This window comes from Bacillus sp. FSL W8-1143 (genome assembly GCF_037965155.1).
Lineage (GTDB): Bacteria > Bacillota > Bacilli > Bacillales > Bacillaceae > Bacillus > Bacillus pumilus.
On the sequence record NZ_CP150182.1, the window covers coordinates 419,154 to 441,268 of the forward strand.

At 41.0% G+C, this 22,115-nt stretch carries 18 protein-coding genes; 11 read left to right on the plus strand and 7 right to left on the minus strand.

Annotated elements, in window-relative coordinates:
• The first annotated feature begins 6 nt into the window (after window positions 1–6).
• On the plus strand, window positions 7–747 hold the full coding sequence (locus tag NSQ36_RS02055) for an alpha/beta fold hydrolase (RefSeq protein WP_050945481.1): 741 nt from the start codon (window positions 7–9) through the stop codon (window positions 745–747).
• A gap of 35 nt (window positions 748–782) precedes the next feature.
• On the opposite strand, the gene NSQ36_RS02060 is transcribed toward NSQ36_RS02055, so the two are convergent.
• The gene (locus tag NSQ36_RS02060) at window positions 783–1,694 is read right to left on the minus strand and encodes a DMT family transporter (protein ID WP_339206610.1); all 912 of its coding nucleotides are present in this window, start codon (window positions 1,692–1,694) and stop codon (window positions 783–785) included.
• Window positions 1,695–1,824: 130 nt separating this feature from the next.
• Between NSQ36_RS02060 and NSQ36_RS02065 the strand changes: the two genes are divergently transcribed.
• Window positions 1,825–3,162 (plus strand): PLP-dependent aminotransferase family protein, encoded by a 1,338-nt coding sequence (locus NSQ36_RS02065; protein ID WP_251191140.1) that lies wholly within the window; start codon window positions 1,825–1,827, stop codon window positions 3,160–3,162.
• Here the strand turns inward: NSQ36_RS02065 and NSQ36_RS02070 are convergent.
• Both NSQ36_RS02070 and NSQ36_RS02075 read right to left on the minus strand, forming a co-directional pair.
• The gene (locus tag NSQ36_RS02070; protein WP_251191139.1) at window positions 3,159–3,851 is read right to left on the minus strand and encodes a 4'-phosphopantetheinyl transferase superfamily protein; all 693 of its coding nucleotides are present in this window, start codon (window positions 3,849–3,851) and stop codon (window positions 3,159–3,161) included. The genes NSQ36_RS02065 and NSQ36_RS02070 overlap by 4 nt on opposite strands.
• Before the next feature lie 197 nt (window positions 3,852–4,048).
• The gene (locus NSQ36_RS02075; protein WP_044140485.1) at window positions 4,049–4,693 is read right to left on the minus strand and encodes a YitT family protein; all 645 of its coding nucleotides are present in this window, start codon (window positions 4,691–4,693) and stop codon (window positions 4,049–4,051) included.
• 543 nt (window positions 4,694–5,236) lie between these two features.
• On the opposite strand from NSQ36_RS02075, the gene NSQ36_RS02080 reads away from it, so the two are divergent.
• The 7 genes from NSQ36_RS02080 to NSQ36_RS02110 all read left to right on the plus strand — a co-directional run bounded on the left by NSQ36_RS02080 (window position 5,237) and on the right by NSQ36_RS02110 (window position 14,177).
• Window positions 5,237–9,286, plus strand: coding sequence for an isopeptide-forming domain-containing fimbrial protein (locus NSQ36_RS02080; RefSeq protein WP_251191138.1), 4,050 nt, complete (start codon window positions 5,237–5,239; stop codon window positions 9,284–9,286).
• Between the two features lie 6 nt (window positions 9,287–9,292).
• Window positions 9,293–9,853 (plus strand): class D sortase, encoded by a 561-nt coding sequence (locus tag NSQ36_RS02085; protein WP_251191232.1) that lies wholly within the window; start codon window positions 9,293–9,295, stop codon window positions 9,851–9,853.
• A gap of 105 nt (window positions 9,854–9,958) precedes the next feature.
• A complete protein-coding gene (locus NSQ36_RS02090) occupies window positions 9,959–10,243 on the plus strand; it encodes an AbrB/MazE/SpoVT family DNA-binding domain-containing protein (RefSeq protein ID WP_251191137.1) in 285 nt (94 codons plus the stop codon).
• A gap of 577 nt (window positions 10,244–10,820) precedes the next feature.
• On the plus strand, window positions 10,821–11,207 hold the full coding sequence (locus tag NSQ36_RS02095) for a hypothetical protein (RefSeq protein ID WP_251191136.1): 387 nt from the start codon (window positions 10,821–10,823) through the stop codon (window positions 11,205–11,207).
• Window positions 11,208–11,238: 31 nt separating this feature from the next.
• The gene (locus NSQ36_RS02100) at window positions 11,239–12,219 is read left to right on the plus strand and encodes an ABC transporter permease (RefSeq protein ID WP_251191135.1); all 981 of its coding nucleotides are present in this window, start codon (window positions 11,239–11,241) and stop codon (window positions 12,217–12,219) included.
• 6 nt (window positions 12,220–12,225) lie between these two features.
• Window positions 12,226–13,512: a hypothetical protein gene (locus tag NSQ36_RS02105; RefSeq protein WP_251191134.1), complete on the plus strand. Its 1,287-nt coding sequence runs from the start codon at window positions 12,226–12,228 to the stop codon at window positions 13,510–13,512.
• Window positions 13,512–14,177 (plus strand): ABC transporter ATP-binding protein, encoded by a 666-nt coding sequence (locus tag NSQ36_RS02110; RefSeq protein ID WP_251191133.1) that lies wholly within the window; start codon window positions 13,512–13,514, stop codon window positions 14,175–14,177. Before NSQ36_RS02105 ends, NSQ36_RS02110 begins: the two co-directional genes overlap by 1 nt.
• A gap of 206 nt (window positions 14,178–14,383) precedes the next feature.
• Here the strand turns inward: NSQ36_RS02110 and NSQ36_RS02115 are convergent, their stop codons facing one another.
• From NSQ36_RS02115 to tcyA, 3 genes are read right to left on the minus strand one after another with little or no spacing between them, the layout of a single operon-like run.
• Entirely contained in the window at window positions 14,384–15,127 is a 744-nt protein-coding gene (locus NSQ36_RS02115; protein ID WP_050945488.1) for an amino acid ABC transporter ATP-binding protein, read from the minus strand.
• Window positions 15,128–15,139: 12 nt separating this feature from the next.
• Entirely contained in the window at window positions 15,140–15,832 is a 693-nt protein-coding gene (locus NSQ36_RS02120; protein WP_034325166.1) for an amino acid ABC transporter permease, read from the minus strand.
• Entirely contained in the window at window positions 15,819–16,634 is an 816-nt protein-coding gene (gene tcyA / locus NSQ36_RS02125) for a cystine ABC transporter substrate-binding lipoprotein TcyA (protein WP_003213831.1), read from the minus strand. The genes NSQ36_RS02120 and tcyA overlap by 14 nt, the downstream gene beginning before the upstream one ends.
• A gap of 367 nt (window positions 16,635–17,001) precedes the next feature.
• Between tcyA and NSQ36_RS02130 the strand changes: the two genes are divergently transcribed.
• Window positions 17,002–18,393: an amino acid permease gene (locus tag NSQ36_RS02130; RefSeq protein WP_050945663.1), complete on the plus strand. Its 1,392-nt coding sequence runs from the start codon at window positions 17,002–17,004 to the stop codon at window positions 18,391–18,393.
• Window positions 18,394–18,438: 45 nt separating this feature from the next.
• Here the strand turns inward: NSQ36_RS02130 and NSQ36_RS02135 are convergent, their stop codons facing one another.
• Window positions 18,439–19,932, minus strand: a complete 1,494-nt coding sequence (locus tag NSQ36_RS02135; protein WP_044140493.1) for a peptide MFS transporter — start codon at window positions 19,930–19,932, stop codon at window positions 18,439–18,441.
• A 262-nt stretch (window positions 19,933–20,194) separates the two neighbouring features.
• On the opposite strand from NSQ36_RS02135, the gene NSQ36_RS02140 reads away from it, so the two are divergent.
• Window positions 20,195–21,979 (plus strand): right-handed parallel beta-helix repeat-containing protein, encoded by a 1,785-nt coding sequence (locus tag NSQ36_RS02140; protein WP_251191132.1) that lies wholly within the window; start codon window positions 20,195–20,197, stop codon window positions 21,977–21,979.
• The last annotated feature ends 136 nt before the right edge of the window (window positions 21,980–22,115 follow it).

Below are 22,115 nucleotides of genomic sequence, written 5' to 3' on the forward strand. Positions count from 1 at the left end.
GAACATATGAACCATTTATTTAAAACCTTTGAAAAAAAATCAGACCTTATTCAACTTATTTGTTTTCCTTTTGCAGGCGGTTATTCCGCCTCGTACCGCCCGCTTTTTGAACAGCTAAAAGGCACTGCCGAAGTAACAGCAGCAGAGCCCCCAGGTCATGGAACCAATCTCATGCCGCTCGAAACGAGCATTGACCGATTGGCTGAGCTATACAAAGAAGGGCTCTCGGGCAACTTGAACCGCCCGTTTATCCTGTTCGGACATTCCATGGGAGGACTTGTTGTGTATAGACTGGCTCAGCTGCTAGAAAAGGAAGGAATCGATCCTGCAGCAGTCGTGATCTCGGCTATTCAGCCGCCGCAAACAAAACGACAGATCCTGACCCATTTATCGAATGAAGCATTTGTTCAGCATATTGCCGAAATGGGCGGGATTCCAAAGGAATTATTAGAGAACAAACCAATGATGGATTACTTTACGCCGTCCTTACGTGCAGACTATCAGGCGCTGGAAACCTTCCAGCACAAAGATCAATCCATCATCGAAACACCCGTTTATTTATTCAATGGAACAAAAGATGAAAAATGCATGAAAGATGCAAATGGCTGGCTGCCATGGGCAAAAACCATCGAACGCACCAATTTCGAAGGAGGGCACATGTATATCAACACACACCTCGAGCCCTTCGCAGAACAGATGAGACATGTGATTGACGTTGCAAGCAAACAACAATTAATGAAACTTTAAAAGAAAGCGGTCCTCCTTAAAGGGACCGCTTTTTCTTATGAATTCCGCTTCACCACATTCCCGCCAATCACTCCGCCAATGACCAGCACACCTCCGATGAGATGATACCAATCGATTGTTTCATGTAAAATGAGAACCCCAGCGGCAACTGTAATAAACGCAGATAAATTGTTAAAGATGCTGACCTTTGCCGCTTCAAGCTGAGAAAGGGCATAGTTTGATAAATATGCCGTGAGAAGTGATGAAAGAATGCCTAAAAAGAGCATTGACCATACAAAGGATGGTTGTGTAAATGGGCTGAAAAATTGCGGCATTGTCCCGTTTGCTGAATGCTGGATGAGCGCAGCGGCATTGAAGAAGACAAATCCAAAGAATGTCATCACGAAAGTGAGTTCAATCACATGGAAGCGCCGTGTAATCACTCGGGCAAATACACTGTATGCACTGGAGGATAAGGCTGAAAGTAATATCAGTCCATAGCCGATCATGTGTGAATGCTTCACATCAATTCCCTTCATGACAAAGAGAAGCATCACCCCGCACACTGAAAGAATGGTAAACAGCACTTGGATCCATGTCGCGCGTTCCTTTAAAAACCACGCGGCAAGCACCATCGTCAGAATGGGGATCGTTGCCTGAATAATACCAGCCTCTGACGAAGAGGTATACATCAGCCCCCATACTTGAAAAGCAAAAAACAACACAGGATAAAGCAAGGAAAACGGTACGATGTAGAGAAGATCACGCCATTGAATGGAGAGGCGGATCTTCTTTCGTAAAAATGGATAAAGCAATAGTGCGGCTGCAAAAGAAACTGTAAAGCGGTGTGCCAATAAATCAATCGGATTTGCTGATTCTAATGCAACTTTGACAAACAAAAATGAAAAACCAATGATCGTGGCGTAGCCTATCGCGGCAGCATACGCTTTCTGTTTTGAAATGTCCACAATTTGACTCCTTATACAAGCATGCATGCTTCAGTTGAATTGACCGGTTCTGTTCTTCTATCGTAATCGGATCATCTAAAGTGTACAATAAGAGAACATGATATCTGTACCGGTACAAGGAGGAAGTGGTGTGAGGAAATATGATCAGCTTGTTCTCAGCTTAAAAGAGAAGATGACGTCTGGTGAATACCATGCAGGCATGAAGATCCCCTCCATTCGCCATTTGGCGGCTCAATATGCAGTGAGTAAAAGCACTGTCATCAAAGCACTAGACACATTAGAACGTGAACATCTGCTGTATTCTGTAGAAAGAAGTGGCTATTATGTCGTGAAAACAAAGCAGTCAGCGGGGAAACAGGATAGCACATGGATTGATTTTGCTTCATCTGCACCTGATCCCGTCGTGTTTCCATATGTTGATTTCCAGCACTGCATCAACCAAGCCATCGATTTGTATCAAAATGACTTGTTTATATACGGCACATCCAACGGATTACCCTCGCTGCTGCCAGTCATTTCTAAGCGATTAATGGATTATCAAGTGTTTGCAAATCCAGAACAGATCGTTATGACTTCTGGTATTCAGCTGGCGTTATCCATTTTAAGCACCATCCCTTTTCCGAATGGCAAACAGACCATATTAGTCGAACAGCCAGGCTATCATCTATACCTTCAATATTTAGAAAAAAATCAACTGCCTGTACGGGGGGTTCAGCGGACGGAAAAGGGGATTGATCTTCAAGAATTGGAGCGTATCTTTCGAGAAGAGGAGATTCGTTTTTTCTATACGATGCCAAGGTTTCAAAACCCGCTTGGAACGAGCTTGTCAAAGCAGGAGAAAAGAGCGATTGCAGCTCTTGCCGAGACATATGACGTCTATATCGTTGAAGATGATTACATAGCCGATTTAGAATTCGACGCAAAAAGAGACCCGATCTATTCGTACGATCAGGCGGGGAAGGTCATTTATTTAAAAAGCTTCTCCAAAATCATCTTTCCAGGACTTCGAACAGGAGCGGTCGTCTTACCTGAGGAACTGATTAGACCTTTTAGCGAACACAAACGGCTCATTGACATCGACAGCTCCATGCTGTCACAGGCAGCCTTAGAAATATATTTAAAAAGCGGGATGTTTGAACGGCATCGAGACAGGATGCGGGCGACCTATCGCAACCGATCCAAACAACTAGTGACATGCCTGAAAAGCGATCAAATCGCTTATCAACTGGGAGAAGAGGAGCCAGCTACTCATACACATGTACGTTTCGATCGGTCAATTCCGATGAACCAGCTCATTCAGCAGCTGAAAAAGGCATCTGTTTCCATTCAGTCAATCGACCGCCATTATCTGTCGACTTATCAAAAAGACCCCATTCTTCAGTTGAACATTTGGCATGTGAAAGAAGAGCAAATCACACGTGGAGTCGATTTGATAAAGACAGCATTTCAGCAAATTGGGCGATATTAAAGACGAGACAGTACATCACTACAAGAGAGTATCTCAACACGTTCAGCCGCAGAAGGCTTTCGTGTACACACCGCCATTTGGTAGGTAGGATCGAGTGAGTATATTTGAACAAAGCAGGGCGCTTCATGATCAGGTAATGCAAGCGTCGCCTGTCCATCCTCTGACAGGCGGGCTGTAAAGGACGAAAGACCATAAGATAATCCCTTTCCAGTCAGCTTGATAAAGGCCTCCTTCATTGACCATAAATGAAAGAAGTAGGCTTCCTGCCGTTCTGCCGGTTGTGAAAGTAAATCCTCATACTCATCTGCTGAAAAAAATCGTTTAGCAATCGCTAGATCAATCGGTTTGATCTCCTCAATATCAATACCTACAGGTGCATCATCTATTGCGCATACGACCCAATCACCAGAGTGAGAAAGATTAAAATGAAAAGAAGGAATGTGACGGACGACAGGCTTACCATTGCCCTCTGTTTCAAAAACGATCTCATCAAAAGGCAGATCGTACATATCATGGATCATCTGACGAACCAGCACCTCACCTAACAAGGTCCTTCTTGCATCGACCAAAAAGCGAAAGCGCTCAGCCGCGGCACGTTTTTCAGCTGAAACAAAGGGTTTCAATTGATCGATTTGTTTTCGTGCATGGATGTCATCTAAATGCTGTAATTGGATAGCGAAAATCTTCATAATGAACCTCTAATTTTTTACATTGATTGTACCATTGGAGAGCGCCGTACAAAAGGGAAACAGACCTCCTTTTCAGCGAAAGCTCAAAATGACAGGAAGTGGAAGGGGTGGGTTGATTTCCTCTTATGAATATAAGAATATTCTGTTTATTTATTTTAACACAAGAAAAGCCATTCCTTATGTAGAATGGCTTGTTCTTATCGGATAAGCGTCTGAACAGGTTTCTCTGCTGTTTTTGTAATAAGCAGCTGCAGGAGCCGTGTCGATTGCGGCAAGGAGAACCGAAGGACGAGGCCTGTGAAAATAGCCGTCAGAATCGTGCCAACGCCAATCGGCCCGCCGAGCATCCATGCAAATAAAAGCACTGTTAACTCAATGCCATTTCGCACCCACTGCACGTTCAATCCTGTTTTCGCTGAGATGAGCAGCATTAATGAATCCCTTGGCCCGGCGCCAAGATTCGCTGAGACATAAATGCCAACACCATAACCTGAAACCACAACGCCCGTAATAAACACATATAAAGCGGGTAAATACCCATGTGGTGCAGGCAATACCGCATTAAAGAAATCTATAAACATACCAATCAGCACCATGTTCAGTAATGCGCCGATCTTTGGAAATGATTTTGTAAAGACAGAAGTCAGTGTCACAATGAGTGCACCAATAATGATGGACCACTGTCCAATCGTGAGTCCAAAGTGCTGAAACAGTCCGTAGTGGAAAGCGTCCCAAGGACCAATACCTAGAATCTTTCCTTTCACTGTCAGCGATAGTCCAAAAGCTAGTACGATCAATCCAACAAAATAAAAAAACCAACGTAAAAGATGTTCCCGCTTCAAAAGCTTTCCCTTCTTTCTTAAACACTCGAATTCAATCGTAACATACTCCCACGCCCCTTTAAATGGCTTTGCTCAATTGTAATCGCTTACTTATAAAAAGAATTTTTCGCATCGTAAAAGTCAAAACATCAAAACAAGCAGCAAGACTTTCGGCTTGTTTTTTTTAACAAAGCGAACCAATCATTCCCTTTTTTTAATAAAAAAAGAAAAAAATTCAATATATATTAACAAAAAATTAATCGTCACCCAATAAAAGAATATTTATCTTTAAATAGAAAGGATTGTATGTGATTCGCATCATAAGACCTGTTTGTAAAGATAGATAGATGATGAAATTTGAGATGGAAAAAGGTTAATTTATTGGAAAGACATAAGCGAATCAATCATTGAGAGGTATATAGTTCTAAATGTCTATTTTTGTCGAAAATAGTCATTTAGTCATGTTGAGGCTTTTGAAATATTATTGATATTCTTTACCAAAGTGTGGGAGGTGAACTGGTACATACCATTATGATCTGAAGCATGGAAAGGGGATGTCAAAGAATGAACATATTAAAAAGAACGAGTCAATTATTTCTTATATTGGTGCTGATTGCTGGGAATTTATTAACAGTCTCACCAGCTGTTACGAAAGCCGCTGGAACGGTGGTTGTCAACAACACAGATTCCTACATGATTGGCCAAAGTGGCCAAGGTCTTCCAATGACCCTTTATCAGCTTGATGGGAATAATCCAACCAACGTAAAGGCTAGTGTGCCGGTGAAGGGGATTAATACAAATTTAGTCAACGGTGTTGCTGTCAATGATCAAGAGAACACTGTGTATGCAACGACATCAGCAAGTGGAGAACCTGTTCTTTATAAAATAAATGCGACCTCTGGACAAGCACAGCGTGTAGGTGCTTTAGGCGGAACTGCTTCTAATGCCGTTGTTCACAAGGGAAAATATATACATTCTTACGCTTCGGGTGGTGAATACTTCCTTGGAACGTACGATTTAGCTACGGGTCAAAAAACATCCAAAAAAATTGTAGGCTATGACATCGGCTCTGGCGTTGGCGGGGACCTTGTAGTCGATAAGGACGGCTATCTTTGGTTCGCATCTAATGGAAGTGGCGCCATTGCGCAAATGAATCCAGATACAGCTGAAGTGATTCGTGTCATTCCAATTAAAAATGCGGATGGTAAAACGATTGACGGGGGCGTTCGGGGGATTAGCTTTTTGCCAAATGGACAAATGCTATTACAGTCAGGGTTAAATGAGTCTATTGGACATTCTACTCTTTTTACACTTGATGCGAAAACATTAAGTACAACTTATATGGGTACTGCAGGTAATTCATTATCTTACGACTTAGCTTCACGGGTGAAGCCCGAATTTGATCCATATCCTCCAGAGCTTGAATCAGAAAAATCTGTTGCCTTACAGAAAAAAGCAGAGGGCAACACAGATGAGAAGCATCCAGAAGTAGGCGACACGCTGCTTTATACAATTAAAGCAAAAAATACTGTGCAATATGGTATTGTCAAAAATCTGATCATATCAGATAATCTTCCGAGCAGCTTAGCCTATGTTCCAGGCTCACTTAAGGTGGATGGCGCAGGCGTAACAGATGCAAAAGACCAAGACAAAGGTGATTTTACAAACGGTACTGTTACAGGTCAAATAGGTGATGTGAAAGACACCGATTGGCACACCGTGACATTTGAAGCGAAAGTAGCAAAAGGTCAAGCTGGCAAAGATATTCAAAATACAGCGAATGTCAAAGGGGAAAATACACCACCAGACAAACCAACAACAAACATAGAAATTTATCCTCGTGATCCAAAGCTTGAATCAGAAAAATCAGCGGTCTTACAGAAAAAAGCAGATGGTAATACAGATGAGAAACATCCAGAAGTAGGCGACACTTTGCTGTATACCATTCAAGCCCGTAACACTGTTGAAGACAGCTTCATTGAAGATCTTGTGATTTCTGACAAGTTACCTCAAGGGTTATCATATGTACCAAATTCTCTACAGATAGATGGGAATCCAGTCACAGATGCAAAAGATAGCGACAACGGTGATATGACAGATGGAACTGTCACTGGAACGTTCGGTGAAGTGAAAGATGCGAAATGGCATACCGTGACATTTGAAGTCACAGTTGAAAAAGGTCAGGCAGGCAAAGACATTCAAAATACAGCGAGTGTCACAACCGGCAACACACCGCCAGACGAGCCGACAACGAATGTAGAAATCTATCCTCGTGACCCGAAGTTGACTTCTGAAAAATCAGCCGTCTTGCAGAAAAAAGCAGATGGTAATACAGATGAGAAGCATCCAGAGGTCGGTGATACCCTTCTTTATACGATTAAAACAAAGAATACGATAGAAGACAGTCTCGTTAAAAACTTAGTGATCTCAGATGAACTGCCAGAAGGATTAGCATATGTGCCAAATTCACTTGAAGTAGACGGACAAGCGGTGACAGATGAGCAAGATCAAGACAATGGGGATGTCACAAACAGAACCGTATCAGGACAATTCGGTGACATTCAGGATACAAATTGGCATACCGTGACGTTTGAAGTGACGGTTGAAAAAGGACAGTCTGGTAAAGACATTCAAAATACAGCGAGTGTCACAGGTGAAAATACACCACCAGACGATCCAACAACAAAAACAGAAATCTATCCGCGTGATCCAAAGCTTGAATCAGAAAAATCAGCGGTTTTGCAGAAAAAAGCAGAAGGTAACAAAGATGAGAAACATCCAGAAGTAGGGGACACCCTTCTTTATACGATTAAAACAAAGAACACGATAGAAGACAGTCTTGTTGAAAATCTAGTGATCTCAGATCAATTGCCAAAAGGGTTGGAGTATGTCGCTGGTTCTCTTGAGATTGATGGAGAATCCGTCACAGATGTGAAAGATGACGATAGCGGTGAGTACACAGATGGAAAGGTCACGGGGTATTTTGGCGATGTGAAGGACACGGACTGGCACACTGTGACGTTTGAAGTGACAGTTGAAAAGGGACAGGCTGGTCAAGACATTCAAAACACAGCCGAAGTAACAGGTGAAAACACGCCGCCAGATGATCCAACAACGAAAACAGAAATTTACCCTCGTGAACCAAAACTAGCATCAGAAAAGGATGCAAGCATTCAGAAAAAAGCTGAAGGTAACACAGATGAAAAGACACCTCAGGTAGGAGATACCCTTCTTTATACGATCAAAACAAAGAATCTTGAAGAAGACAGCATCGTTAAAAATTTAGTCATCGCAGATCAACTGCCAGAAGGTCTTGAATACGTCGAAGGATCATTAAAAGTAGATGATCAAGCCGTCACAGATGCAAAAGATGACGACAACGGAGACTACACAAAAGGCACAGTAACTGGTCAATTTGGCGATATCAAAGACACGGACTGGCATACGATTACTTTTGAAGCGAAGGTTGCTAAAGGCCAATCAGGTAAAAGCATTCAAAACACAGCGAAAGTAACAGGCGAAAACACGCCGCCAGATGAGCCGACAACCGAAACAAAAATTGAACCAAGAGATCCAAAGCTTGAATCAGAAAAAACATCTGAGATCTCTCAAAAAGCAAAAGGTAATACAAATGAAAAACAAGTTCAGGTAGGCGACACACTTCTTTACACCATCAAAACAAAAAATAGTGTAGAAGACAGTGTCATAAAAGATCTAGTCATCGCAGATCAACTGCCAGAAGGTCTTCAATATGTCGAAGGTTCACTAAAAGTAGATGACCAAGCCGTCACAGATGCAAAAGATGACGACAACGGAGACTACACAAAAGGCACAGTAACCGGTCAATTTGGTGACATCAAAAACACGGACTGGCATACGATTACTTTTGAAGCGAAGGTCGCTAAAGGCCAAGCGGATAAAAGCATTCAAAACACAGCGAAAGTAACAGGCGAAAACACACCGCCAGATGAGCCGACAACCGAAACAAAAATTAATCCAAGAGATCCAAAGCTTGAATCAAAAAAAACATCTGAGATTTCTCAAAAAGCAAAAGGTAATACAGATGAAAAACAAGTTCAAGTAGGCGACACCCTTCTTTACACCATCAAAACAAAAAATAGTGTAGAAGACAGTGTCATCAAAGATCTAGTCATCGCAGATCAACTGCCAGAAGGTCTTCAATATGTCGAAGGTTCACTAAAAGTAGATGGACAAGCCGTCACAGATGCAAAAGATGACGATAACGGAGACTACACAAAAGGCACAGTAACCGGTCAATTTGGCGATATCAAAGATATGGACTGGCATACGGTTACTTTTGAAGCGAAGGTCGCTAAAGGATATGAAGGTAAAACCATTCAAAATATCGCAGTTGTGAAGGGTGAGAATGTGGATGAACCAGACAAACCTGAAAACTCAACAACAGTAGAACCGCCGCATGTGCCAGAGGTGCCAGGGAATCCAGAACAGCCTTCTCATTCAGAACCGGATACACCTGGTCATCATCTTCCGAACACTGCAACAGCGATGTACAACCTTTTACTAGCAGGATTTGCACTTGTGCTAATAGGTGCCTCCCTTATTGTATGGAAAAGAAGAAAAAGAAACGAATAATTGTCCATGTTTCAAAAAATCATCTCAACTCTATTGATCACAGCAGGTATTTGTCTTGTGATGATAGGATATATGAGGATCGTTGATGGGCAAAGGCAAGTAGATCAATCTTTCCGGTCTGCCCAAGCAGCCATCCAGCAAAAGGGGCAAACAGATTCCCCTTTTGTCCCGAAGGCTGGTGAAACCATTGGGCTCTTGCACATTCCAAAGTTAAATGCTGAGTTACCAATTGTAGAAGGAACAAAAGCGGAGGATTTAGCAAAGGGCGTTGGTCATTACCACGAGAGCTATTTACCTAATGAACAGGGACAAATCGTTTTATCTGGGCATCGTGATACTGTGTTTAGACGAACAGGAGAACTGGTGAAAGGGGATCAACTCGTCATTGAGCTTTCATACGGTCGATTTACCTATGAAATTGAGAAAACAAAGATTGTGAAAAAAGATGATCAAAGTATTATTACATTGCAACAGGAAAAGGAAGAACTTATCCTCACCACATGTTATCCTTTTTCTTTCATTGGTCCTGCACCAAACAGATATATCATATATGGGAAGCGTGTTTAGCCACTGGATCAGCCTGCAGCTTATCCTTTCATGAACCGATTAAAGCGCTTAATCTCTTGATAAAAAGGGAATCACCTATATCTAGAGATGCGGGAGGGGGTCAATTTGTTAAACAAAGACTATGTTAAATATATAGATAACGTCGGAAGAATTGTCCTGCCGACAGATATAAGAAAACGGTTGAAAATTCATCCGCGCGATTTTATGGAGATTTATCGAGAAGAAGACCAAATTGTCATAAAGCCGTATTGGCAGGACAAACCTTGTATCGTCACAGGGGAAGTAACAGGCTCCAACAAAGTGCTATCGGGTGGAGTGGTTATCAGTCCAGAGGGAGCGAGATTGCTCTTACAAGATTTACTGGCGCTTTGTCTGAAAAAAGAAATATAAAAGAGGCTGTCGAGATTTTCTCGACAGCTTTATTTATCTCCTTAAATTCCCTATATCTTCATTTTATAATTGAGAAATTCTTTTAAAGGAAAATATTTACACCATGTTCTACACTATAAATTCTTCTAAGTAGGAAGCTGAATTTGTTAAATTAATTTGTTGACAAGGATTACTTTCATTGTAAAATTGTTCAGTGCATTGATTTATCATTGACAAAGTCAAATCATATAGTGATAAGAGTTGTCTTCCTGCTTTTGCTTCACTTATTATATTCAAAATGATATTTATTGGATATTTGTATGGTATCTTCTAGAAAGATAACTTTAAAAGAAAAGTTTTGACATATCAATGACCTCATTCCTAATCAAATTCAACTATAAGTTGGAATCGTCGTACTCAATTTAAAGATACAACGATTCTCAAGACACTATAAATAAGATGCTTGGAAGTTCTAACACGATTGAAAATTATAGGCATATATGCTTTGTAAACTAGTTGACTATTTGCAGAAAAGTGGTAAAATCAATGAAAAACATTACAAAATAGTAATGTTTTACTAAATAGGAGGAATGTCATAATGAAAAGAAAATCTTTTGTTTTGTCGGTTGTTGCTTTCGCTGGATTAATAGGAAGCAGTGTTTTACCTTCCAATGCTTCTGCAACGGAACATTTAGGTTGGGACGAAGATATAGGGGTTGTACAGCAAGGCTTCGCTACCCTCGCAGCAAGTAAGCCACAGTCCCATAAGGGCTATAGAGAATTGAATGACCGTATGAATCGGCATAGAGCAGTAGGTATCACGAAATGGAAAGGCAAAAAACACTATACCACAGCAAGATATGAAAAAAGATGGCCGTTAAGTGGTGTTATCACGAGTAGTGGACGAGTCTGGGGAACTGGTAAGACAATCGCCAAATCTGGTTGGTGCCAAGGTGGAATAGCTAAAACTTACTGGGGCAATTAATCTTGGACTCTATAATTGAAGGTGGGTTTACATGAAACAAAGAGTAGCAATCCTAATATATTTATGTATTCCCTTTTTTGTTATTAGTTTCATAGTGGCTTTATACAGCCACTATTTAACTAATCAACAACGGGTAGAGAAAATTTCAAACTCTTTGTATAGTAATGTCAGCGTTTACGTGGAAATTTCAACAAAGGACCCCTTCAATTGGAATCGTTTTGATGATCAAAAGGAATATACCATATTCAAAGAAGCCTCTGATGGTGATACAAAAGTCAGAGGCTTTTTTTCAAAAGATCCAATTGAAGACCCCCCCATTTTAGAAGGAAGATTCTTTAAGTCGAGTGATTTTTATAATCATAAAAAAGTTGCTGTTGTAGGAAAAGCTATTAAAGATAGAGAATATTTTCTTTATAAGGGAGACAAATATCGAATCATTGGCCGTATGGGTTTAGAAAAACCTACGCCTCTTGATCAGCAAATGCTTATTAATATTGATGCTCTGGAAGAATCAAAGGAAGAAAGCAAGAATTATTATGTAATAGATGATTATTCAAGCATGAAAAACATGAAGAATCAATTACAAAAGATGCTTGGCAAAAAAACAGCAATCAACATTAAAGATAAGGAGGAGAAAGGTTTAAATCGTGTAATGGGTACTGATAAGCAAAATCAGTTTGTTTTTTATATTCTCCTTTGTATAGTTGGCCTTACATCAAGTTTTATCTCTGTATATTGGATTCACCGAAAGACCATGTTGATTACGATTCAACAACTCATCGGATTCCAACAGAGAAAAATTTTAAAAAGCCTCATTTTTCAGTACCTTGCAGCTTCACAATTATTTTATTTGTTAGGCCTGCTTACAGGAAAACTTGTTTTTCCATTTTCAGCAGAACAAACAAAAATAATCATTCTAAGCTATATAATCGCCACGACTTTTGGATTAGGAACTTTCTTGGTGGCGTTTAAAAATAAATCATACGAAAATATTATAAAACGACTGAGGTAAAAATGTATGTTGCTGTTAAAAGAATGTTGGGAAAGTTTAGTATCCAAAAAAACCATTGCATTTTTGGCCATTCTTGAGCTGATAGTGCTTTCTTTTTTTATGACGATACTGTTTTTAAACTATCAAAAATCTGAAACGCATGCTAAAAGTTTTATGAGGCCTTTTGAAAATCAAAACGTGTATCAAATTGATGATGAATTGCGAGATGAAAAAGAAGATGCATTTTTAAGCAGTCCATCCAATGTAGATAAACTCCGTGTATTATATGAAAAATTTGATTCCGCCAAAAAGTTTCAATTTATTAATGTTACACAACAACCAGTAGGCATCCTCAATTTTAATGGTCCTCAATCTTTATTAGCTGGTTTTGAAGAAAATAGTATTATAGAACCTTATGAATCAGAAACAGATCATCAAATGTATGAAACGATTAAAGCTGTGCAAATGAATAAACAGGCGATGAAGTTACTAAATATAAAACTTTCAGAAGGTGAGCTACTTACTGACAAAGCCTTTGAATATAAAGAGAATAAAGATATCCCTGTTCTTTTGGGATCAAACTATCAGGGTTTATACAATATCGGTGACAAGATAACCGTTGAATACTTATTCAAGAAGTTGGACGTTCGTGTGAGTGGTTTTTTGGAGAAAAACACTTATACAACAATAGGGCAAGATTCCCAAGTATATTTAGACAGATATATGGTGTTACCGATGATGCACTTTGACCAAATTGAACGGAAAGATAAAGAATTCTACGATTTCCAGTGGAAGGTATTACTTCACAGTATTAATGGATTCATAGTTACACCAAAAGATAGTCTTGCAATCACTAAAGAAGTCAATTTGCTTGGAAAAGAAGCTGATTTTACAGATTTTGCGATTCTTGGGGCGAATACAACAGGTATTGTTGTTTTGTCGAGTATGATGGAACAAAATCAACAAATTTTGATCTTACTGACAGTGGCTTTATCGTTATTTTCACTAGCGACCATTTATTTTGTATTGCGGACAAAGCTGAAATTAAATATGAAAAAATATGCGATTTATCTCATATCAGGTCTTACAATGAAGCATATATTTGCTTTCATTTTCAGTGAAGTGCTGTTGCTTAGTCTGATTTCCTTTGGATTAACAGCATTGGGTGTCTCGTTCATATTAGGAACCTTAGATCCATTTTATTATATAGGTGGTATTGTCCTTTCCCTTGTGTTTAGTCTAATTATCACTGCTCCGATTTATTTTAGATTTAGAAAAATGCCGATACAAATGCTGCTGAAGGGAAGAGAATAATGGACCTAATAACGTTTAAAAATATGTCTAAAGAATTTAACTCAGGGAAACAAACAAACAGGGTTTTAACGGATGTTAATTTAACTATTAAAGAGAATGAACTTGTTATGATTACAGGTAGAAGCGGAAGTGGAAAAACTACTTTATTAAACATTATTGCAGGTCTAGATAAACCAACAAGTGGCTCTTACTTTTATAGAAATCATGATTTGACAAACAATAACTATAAACAATTAGCTGATTTTAGACAAAATAAAATAGGCATCATCTTGCAAAACTATCCGTTGGTAGATGAAAAAAACGTATTTGAAAACGTTAAGATTCCGCTATGGAATAGTGATTTGTCTATAGAAAAACAACAACAGCACATTATAGAAATGCTACGATATGTCGGTTTAGAAAATAAAGCAAAGGCATATCCTAAGGAGCTTTCTGGGGGAGAGGCTCAAAGAGTGGCAACAGCAAGAGCTTTAATTAATAATCCAGATTGCATTCTTGCTGATGAGCCCACTGGCTCTTTAGATGAGGAAAGCGAACAAATTATATTTGATTTGTTAACTGATCTCCATCGTGTGGGAAAGACGATTATCATCGTGACACATAATAAGGATTTGGCTAAACAGGGAGAGAGACAAATAAATATAAGTAACGGGGTTTTTTCATAGTGTAAGGTAGAGTGACACGTCCGAATCATCAGAGCACGCAGCCGACCGTATTGCGATGTATAAAAGCGTTCTGTGTTTGTCAGAGCAATCAGTGGTATGGATATATTCGAAATCTTAGTTCCGGATGCAGAGGTTTTAAAGAATGAAATTAACAACTTGATCATAAAAAAAGGCTGTTCTCACCACGTGAGAACAGCCTTTTTTCATCATACTGGATTCAAAATCCGGTTTAAGAATTGTTTTGTTCGTTCTTCCTTTGGTCGTTTGAAAATTTCTTCGGGAGGACCTTGTTCGACGATGACGCCGCCATCAATAAAAATCACTTCGTCTGCCACTTCTTGGGCAAACTTGATTTCATGTGTGACAACTGCCATGGTCCAGCCTTCTTTCGCTAAATCCTTCATGACCTTTAAGACTTCCCCGACAAGCTCAGGGTCAAGTGCAGAGGTGGGCTCATCAAAAAGCATGAGCTCTGGCTGAATGGCAAGTGCACGGGCAATCCCGACACGCTGCTTTTGACCGCCTGAGAGCTGGAATGGATACAGATCCTTTTTATCTTCCAGACCGACCTTTTGCAAGAGCTGGATGGCTTCTTTTCGAACCATTTCCTTTGGACGGCGCTGCACCTGAACAGGACCTTCCATCACATTTTCAAGCACGGTGCGGTGTGGAAACAGGTGATAATCTTGAAACACCATTCCCGATTTCCGGCGAAGCTTCAGCAGATCAGCTGACTTATTTTTTTTCGAAAAATCAATCGAGAAATCATCGAAGGTAAAGGAGCCGCCATTTGGTGTTTCAAGTGCATTTAAACAGCGAAGCATCGTTGTTTTTCCTGAACCTGATGGGCCAAGAATGGCTACAACCTGCCCTTTGTTGATCGTAAAATCTATTGACTTTAAAATCTCATTTTCACCAAAGGATTTCTTGAGACCTTTGACTGTTAGCATGTCGTTCCCTCCTTACCTTGCGACATATCGATCAAGTCGTTTTTCAATTTGATGCTGAACGAGCGATAGAATGAAGCAGAATACCCAATAGATCAGGGCTGCCTCCATATAAATGAACAAGATCTGATCCAAGTTCGCCGCAGCAATTTCCTGTGATTTACGGAAAAGCTCTGCTACGAGGATTTGGGAGGCAAGAGATGTATCCTTCACCAAGCTAATGAATGAATTAGATAGCGGTGGAATCGATACACGCACAGCCTGCGGTAAAATCACGCGGACGAGCGTTTTACGATGCGTCATCCCGATTGAATAACCAGCTTCCCATTGACCTTTAGGAACAGATAGGACGGATGCACGGATAATTTCCGACGCATACGCACCTACGTTTAATGAAAAAGCGATAATGGCACTTGGATATGGATCCAGTGTGATATTAAATGTCGGAAAGAAATAGAAAATAATAAACAATTGCACAAAAAGCGGCGTTCCGCGAACGGCCGACACATAGATGGAAAAAATCCATCTGAGGGCTTTGATTTTAGACATTCTAGCAAGTGCTGTCACAAGCGCGATAAAAATACCAATAATAAAAGCAATGATGGCGAGGGGGATTGTGTAATAAATCCCCTGCATCACCATTGGCCAAAAAGATTGCTGAAGAAGATCCCAAGGAATGACGACTCCTAGGGTATTACTTTGTAACATCTTCACCAAACCATTTCTTAGAAATCTTAGCAAGTGTACCGTCTTTTTTCATTTCTTTTAATGCGCCATTCACTTTGTCAACGACTTCGCCGCTGCCTTTTCTGAACGCAAAGTAAGTTTCTTGAGGATCTCCTGTTTCAAATGCAACTTTTAGGTTTTTGTTCCCGCTTGTTTTCAAGTAATTCAATACAGCCAGCTTGTCATTGAACGTCAGATCAGCACGTCCTTGCTGAATCAATTGAATCGATTGTGCAAGACCTTCAACGCCTTCAATTTTAGCACCAGCATCTGTAGCTAGTTTATTGTAGTTACTTGTTAATGATTGTGCTGCTTTTTTGCCTTTTACATCAGATAGTTTCTTGATGTCGTTGTTATCTGATTTTGTCACAACAATGGCTTGAGACGTTGTGTATTTATCAGAGAACTCGTATTGATTTTCACGTCCAGTTTTACCAACTTGGTTCGCTACCACGTCAAAACGTTTTGAATTCAGTCCAGCAAACATGCTGTCCCATTGTGTTTCTTTGAATTCAGGTTTTAAGTCAAGACGTTTTGCTACTTCTGTGATGACTTCTACATCGTAGCCAGTTAATTTATCTGTCTTTTTGTCATGGAATGTGAAAGGAGCATAAGTTCCCTCTGTTCCGATCGTCAGAACACCTTTATCCTGAATGGATTTCCAAAGGTCACCTGATTCCTTAGACCCAGATTGTTTATTCGCGTTGTCGCTTGCACCAGATCCACATGCCGTGATCAATGCAACACAAGCGCCTAACATAATGGCAAAGAACATTTTTTTCATTTTATTCCCCACTTTTCTTGTTGGTATTTACAACATATGATCTTACAGAGAAGCAACCTAAAAGTAAAGCATTTGAAACTAGCTTGAGCGAATCTCACCAACTTTATGCCCGCAACCCGTTTCTTTCAAACCTCTCACGTCTACAAAGCCTTTCATCTTTTATTTGTGTGAACATTATTAAAATAAAGACTTTGAGACAGTGACCATAGAAGGAAGCATATTTATTATAAAAGATGTATAATTAGTAGGTTGTTTTGAAAATGGAATGAATCACATGGAGACATGTTTTGATAAGTTATCATCTTAGAAGAAGGAGGGCATCATTGTGGATGTTGGACAAAATCAGCCCGAGCAATTGAAAAGGGCGATGACCTCCCGTCATTTATTTATGATTTCACTTGGCGGTGTCATTGGGACAGGCTTTTTCTTAGGAACGGGCTATACGATTGGACAAGCAGGGCCAGTTGGAGCCGTTCTTTCTTATATTGTGGGCGGATTGATTATGTATTTAACCATGCTGTGTCTTGGAGAGCTGTCGGTTGCACTTCCTGTGTCCGGGTCGTTTCATACGTATGCGACGAAATTTGTCAGCCCTGCAGCGGGTTTTGCGGTCGGCTGGATTTATTGGCTTGGCTGGGCAGCAACGGTCGCCCTGGAATTTTTATCAGCAGGACAGCTGATGAGGCGCTGGCTTCCACAAGTGGATGTGTGGATTTGGTGTCTCGTATTTGGACTGTGTCTTTTCTTATTAAATGCCCGGTCGGCGAAAGCGTTCGGGGAGTCGGAGTTTTTCTTTTCAACCATTAAGATTATTGCGATTTTACTCTTTATAGGTGTAGGCGGAGCGGCGATGTTTGGTTTTATTGAAACAACGAGCGGTGAACCTGCCCCTTACTTCAGTCATTTTGTGAGTGATGGGCTGTTTCCAAATGGATTGCTCGCCGTTGTGGTCACGATGATCACCGTGAACTTTTCATTCCAAGGAACAGAGCTGATCGGGATTGCGGCCGGAGAAAGTGAAAACCCTGAGAAAACCGTTCCTCGCTCAATTCATCAGACTGTTTGGCGTACACTCGTCTTTTTCGTCCTATCTATTTTCGTCTTAGCGGGTATGGTGCCTTGGAAGGAAGCGAGTGTGCTGCAAAGTCCGTTTGTTACTGTATTTGAGAGAACGGGCATTCCTTTTGCGGCAGATATCATGAACTTTGTCATTATCATCGCTTTATTATCTGTTGCAAACTCTGGCTTGTACGCATCGACGAGAATGCTCTATTCCTTATCGAAAGAAGGAATGGCAGGAAAAGCATTTAGACGCGTGAATCAGCGCGGTATTCCGATGAATGCCTTACTGCTCACGTTCCTGTTTACAGGGATTTCGCTATTATCCGGGTTCTTTGCAGAGAAAACAGTATTTGCCTGGATCGTGTCCATTGCCGGCATGAGTGCCCAGACTGGCTGGATCACCATTACCTTATCACAAATGCTTTTCCGCAGAAGATATCTTAAAGCAGGCGGAAAGCTGGAAAACTTAAAATTTAAAACCCCTCTTTATCCGGTGCTGCCGATTATTGCGATCACACTCAACACCATTGTTTTGGTCAGCCTTGCCTTTGATCAGGAGCAGCGCATCGGGTTATATGTCGGCGTCCCTCTCATGATCATTGGGTATGTCGTCTATCACCGCTATGTGAAAAAGCATCAGGCGAAAAGTGAACCGCTTAAGCTGCAAATTCATGGAGATGATGAGATCCGGTTTTAAACTAGAAAAAAGAAGCCAACCCAAAGGGGAGGCTTCTTTTTTTATTTAATGAATACCTTTCATCGCTTTCTTAATCACTGGTGTTAAGAGCAGCATCACACCGCATAAAACGATGGCGAGCAATCCAATGATACCGAAATAGACGGTTTCTGGCACTTTATCAAACAGTTTGACCACTTGGGCATTGATCGCCTGTGCCATCGCATTTGAAAGGAACCAAAGGCTCATCGTTTGCGCTGAGAAGGCAGCAGGTGCAAGCTTTGTTGTCGCTGACAGCCCAACAGGTGATAAGCAGAGCTCTCCGATCACGACGAGGAAGAAGCTCAGAACGAGCCATAATGGACTCACAAGTGTATTCGGACCAGACATGTAGGCAGGAATGATCATGATGATAAAGGATAATCCTGCAAACAGAAGGCCAAGTGAGAACTTAATCGGGGTAGACGGCTGTTTCTTTCCAAGTCTAATCCACAACCAAGCAAACACAGGAGACAGCAGCACAATAAAGATTGGGTTCAATGATTGAAACCACGAAGAGGCAAGTGTCATCCCAAGGAAATTCAAGTTTGTTCGTTGATCTGCATATGTGGCTAGAATGTTTGAGCCTTGTTCTTGAATCGCCCAGAACATCACCGCAGCAAGGAACAATGGAATATAAGCGAGAACCCTGGATTGCTCCACTGGGCTCGTCTTTTTACTGAAATACATGACGATGAAATACACAATCGGAATGAGCACACCAAGGACACTGACAAACCAAGTGAATAGATTAATCGTGAGTGCGCCTGTTTGAATGCCAATGACGACAAAAACAGCGAGCACAATGGCAATTAATGTTCCGAAAATTTTGAAGTTCTTGCGTTCAGTAGCTGATAACGGATTTGTTACATAAGTACCGGCAAGACCAAGATTCGGTTTTTTCGTGATCACAAATGTAATCAGACCAACAAGCATCCCAACGGCAGCAAGTGAGAACCCGAGGTGGAAGTTCACTTTTTGACCGAGTGTTCCGACAATTAATGGGGCAATAAAACCGCCCATGTTGATCCCCATGTAGAAAATACTAAAGCCAGAATCCCTGCGTGGGTCTGTTTTGGAATACAAGTCGCCAACAATGTTTGAAACATTCGGCTTCAGAAGACCTGTCCCAATAATAATCAGCCCCATACTAATAAAGAGCGCTGTTGCACCGCTTGGCAAAGCCAAAATGACATGTCCAAGCATAATGAAAACCCCGCCATAAAAGACCGTACTGGACGAACCGAATACTCGGTCGGCGAGCCATCCGCCAATAATGCCTGACATATAGACAAGCGCACCGTAGACAGACATGATCGAATTGGCTGTCGTCTGATCAAAACCAAGACCGCCCTTTGTCACCTCTGTGTACATATAGTAAATAAGCAGTGCACGCATGCCGTAATAAGAGAAACGCTCCCAAAATTCAGTGAAAAACAGTGTGTAAAGTCCTTTAGGATGTCCAAAAAAACCTTTTTGAGGAACACTTTTAACAATTTTATCGTGGTCAATTGTTGACATGGCATAGATCCTTTCTTAAAAAAAGAGATATGAGAAAAATGATATTCTTGTATAGTTCTTGTGTCAATATAAAACTATTCTAAAACAGGAAAATGTTAGTTAAATAGGTGTAAAGACTCAAAAAACGAAAAATTATTTCAAGTGAGAATGGTCAGAAAGTTATATTGGGAGAATTTATTTAAAATTTGAAGGATTGTACAAGCAAACCTTTTACACATGCATAGGATGACAAGAGGACATGTGTGAAAAGGAGGGGTTTAGATTGGGGGAATTGAATGAATCTGATCTAAAAAAACCTGTTGTCAATGTTCAAGATTTTGGTGTAGTGGCGGATGGGAAAACGGACTGTACAGCGAGGCTTAATGAATGCTTAGAATGGACGAAAGCACAGGGGTATTCCCATGTCTGGCTGCCGAGCGGCACGTATGTCATCGATGCTGTGTACAGAGGTGATCAATTTTTTCCTTTCCGGGGTGCGGGTATACGTGTGCCAAGTCATATGACCATTGAGATGGCGCCGGATGCCGTAATTAAGGTGAAACCAAATGATTCGTGGGGGTATGCGGTCTTTTATATAGGAAAGGTTCAGCATGTGACCATCCGGGGTGGGCGAATCGAAGGGGATCGCCATGAGCATGTGTACAAGTCGCTTCCCCCTGAACGAAAAACCCATGAATGGGGCTTTGGGATATGTATTGAAGGGGCCTCTGATGTGGAAGTGAATCGTGTACAAATCAAGAATTGTACGGGAGACGGCATCATTGTCAGTCCCCACGGTTTATTATCACAAGCTGAATCGTACTCGCCTGCTTCATCTATTCACATTTCTGGCTGCCACATCACAGATTCAAGACGAAACAATATCTCGATTACAGGCTGTGATGGAGTCATTGTGGAGGACTGCCTGCTGGAGAGAGCAGGAGTTGACGGAGTCGAGCCGAGAATGGGCATTGATATTGAAGGCTACGGAGAAAATGCGGTTAATATGGAGGAACCACTGAATATTCAAATTCGAAACAACATTGTAAGAGGTGGTGCCGCAAGCTCCATTTATAACTTCAACGGCTATGGTGTCATCATTGAAGGCAATCACACAGACAGCAGTATCTCCTATGGCTTTGCCACCGAAACCATCATTGCCAACAATTTGATCCGTGCAGTAGGAGGAGGCGTCACAAAAGCTGGGATTACGAGCTTAGGAGTCTCTTTTGGTCAAACGGAAAACAATGTGATCATTATTGGCAATATGATTGAGGGATTTGAAAAAGGGATTGATGTGAGGGGCGATAGTGTTCACATTACAGGGAATAAGATCAGTCTATTTGAAGATGCGGCTTTGTCCGTTTATATGGCGAACCGTATTCTAATAGAAGGAAATCATATTGAATCGGGGACGAATATAGGGCAAAGAAGCGCAGCGCTGCGTATCTATCAGTCGGATAGCGTCGTCTTTTCAAACAATACGATTTACTCGGTGATTGATGGAGCGATGGTGAGAGGAACGAATATCCTGATCCAGCACAATCAATTTAAAGATTTCAGCAGAGGGATCTGGGTGCAGGAAGGAGAAGCTGGAGTTAACGGCAACCTCTTTATTCAAGAAGGACACCCAGAGCTAGGGTCTTCGTATACGATCAGTGTCACTGGAAATGCAAAGGCTTTCATTTGGCAAAATCGCTTTAAGCACTACCAAAACTACGCCGTATACAGCAGCACGACTGGTCCATTAGAAATCAAAGACAATTCCTTTGAAGAATCATCTTTATATGTCGTGATGTATATTAAGAACGGTTCACCACAAATCGGAGATAACCGCTTTTATTTAAATCGTTCGATCGGACAGCCGACGGCGATCTTTATCGATCAAGCCGCCTCAGCCCGTGTGCTGCGGAATAACATCATTAATTTATCTCCTCAAAAAGCGATTGCCGTCCGCACCATATCTTCCACTCATTCCGTGATCGCCCATAACATGCTGGAACGCAGCCAATTGATGACACATACTACAGATCGGCTCATTGGGAATATTGAAATCGATACACCGTGATAAACGGGTGAAATCCCTAATTTTGGAGGTTCAGAAGGCGGTTGACAATCCTGTAAAAAGGGCATATAGTAATAATTATTTTTCATTTTTCGCAACATTTGCCCTTTTTTTATTGATAAAACCGATTAATTCAATC

What these genes read in the sequence shown, in the direction of transcription:
- NSQ36_RS02055 (WP_050945481.1), top strand. Translation starts at nt 7, where the DNA reads ATGAACCATTTATTTAAAACCTTTGAAAAAAAATCAGACCTTATTCAA.
- NSQ36_RS02070 (WP_251191139.1), bottom strand. Translation starts at nt 3,851, where the DNA reads ATGAAGATTTTCGCTATCCAATTACAGCATTTAGATGACATCCATGCA.
- NSQ36_RS02080 (WP_251191138.1), top strand. Translation starts at nt 5,237, where the DNA reads ATGAACATATTAAAAAGAACGAGTCAATTATTTCTTATATTGGTGCTG.
- NSQ36_RS02085 (WP_251191232.1), top strand. Translation starts at nt 9,293, where the DNA reads ATGTTTCAAAAAATCATCTCAACTCTATTGATCACAGCAGGTATTTGT.
- NSQ36_RS02095 (WP_251191136.1), top strand. Translation starts at nt 10,821, where the DNA reads ATGAAAAGAAAATCTTTTGTTTTGTCGGTTGTTGCTTTCGCTGGATTA.
- NSQ36_RS02100 (WP_251191135.1), top strand. Translation starts at nt 11,239, where the DNA reads ATGAAACAAAGAGTAGCAATCCTAATATATTTATGTATTCCCTTTTTT.
- NSQ36_RS02105 (WP_251191134.1), top strand. Translation starts at nt 12,226, where the DNA reads ATGTTGCTGTTAAAAGAATGTTGGGAAAGTTTAGTATCCAAAAAAACC.
- NSQ36_RS02110 (WP_251191133.1), top strand. Translation starts at nt 13,512, where the DNA reads ATGGACCTAATAACGTTTAAAAATATGTCTAAAGAATTTAACTCAGGG.
- NSQ36_RS02115 (WP_050945488.1), bottom strand. Translation starts at nt 15,127, where the DNA reads ATGCTAACAGTCAAAGGTCTCAAGAAATCCTTTGGTGAAAATGAGATT.
- NSQ36_RS02120 (WP_034325166.1), bottom strand. Translation starts at nt 15,832, where the DNA reads ATGTTACAAAGTAATACCCTAGGAGTCGTCATTCCTTGGGATCTTCTT.
- tcyA (WP_003213831.1), bottom strand. Translation starts at nt 16,634, where the DNA reads ATGAAAAAAATGTTCTTTGCCATTATGTTAGGCGCTTGTGTTGCATTG.
- NSQ36_RS02130 (WP_050945663.1), top strand. Translation starts at nt 17,002, where the DNA reads ATGACCTCCCGTCATTTATTTATGATTTCACTTGGCGGTGTCATTGGG.
- NSQ36_RS02135 (WP_044140493.1), bottom strand. Translation starts at nt 19,932, where the DNA reads ATGTCAACAATTGACCACGATAAAATTGTTAAAAGTGTTCCTCAAAAA.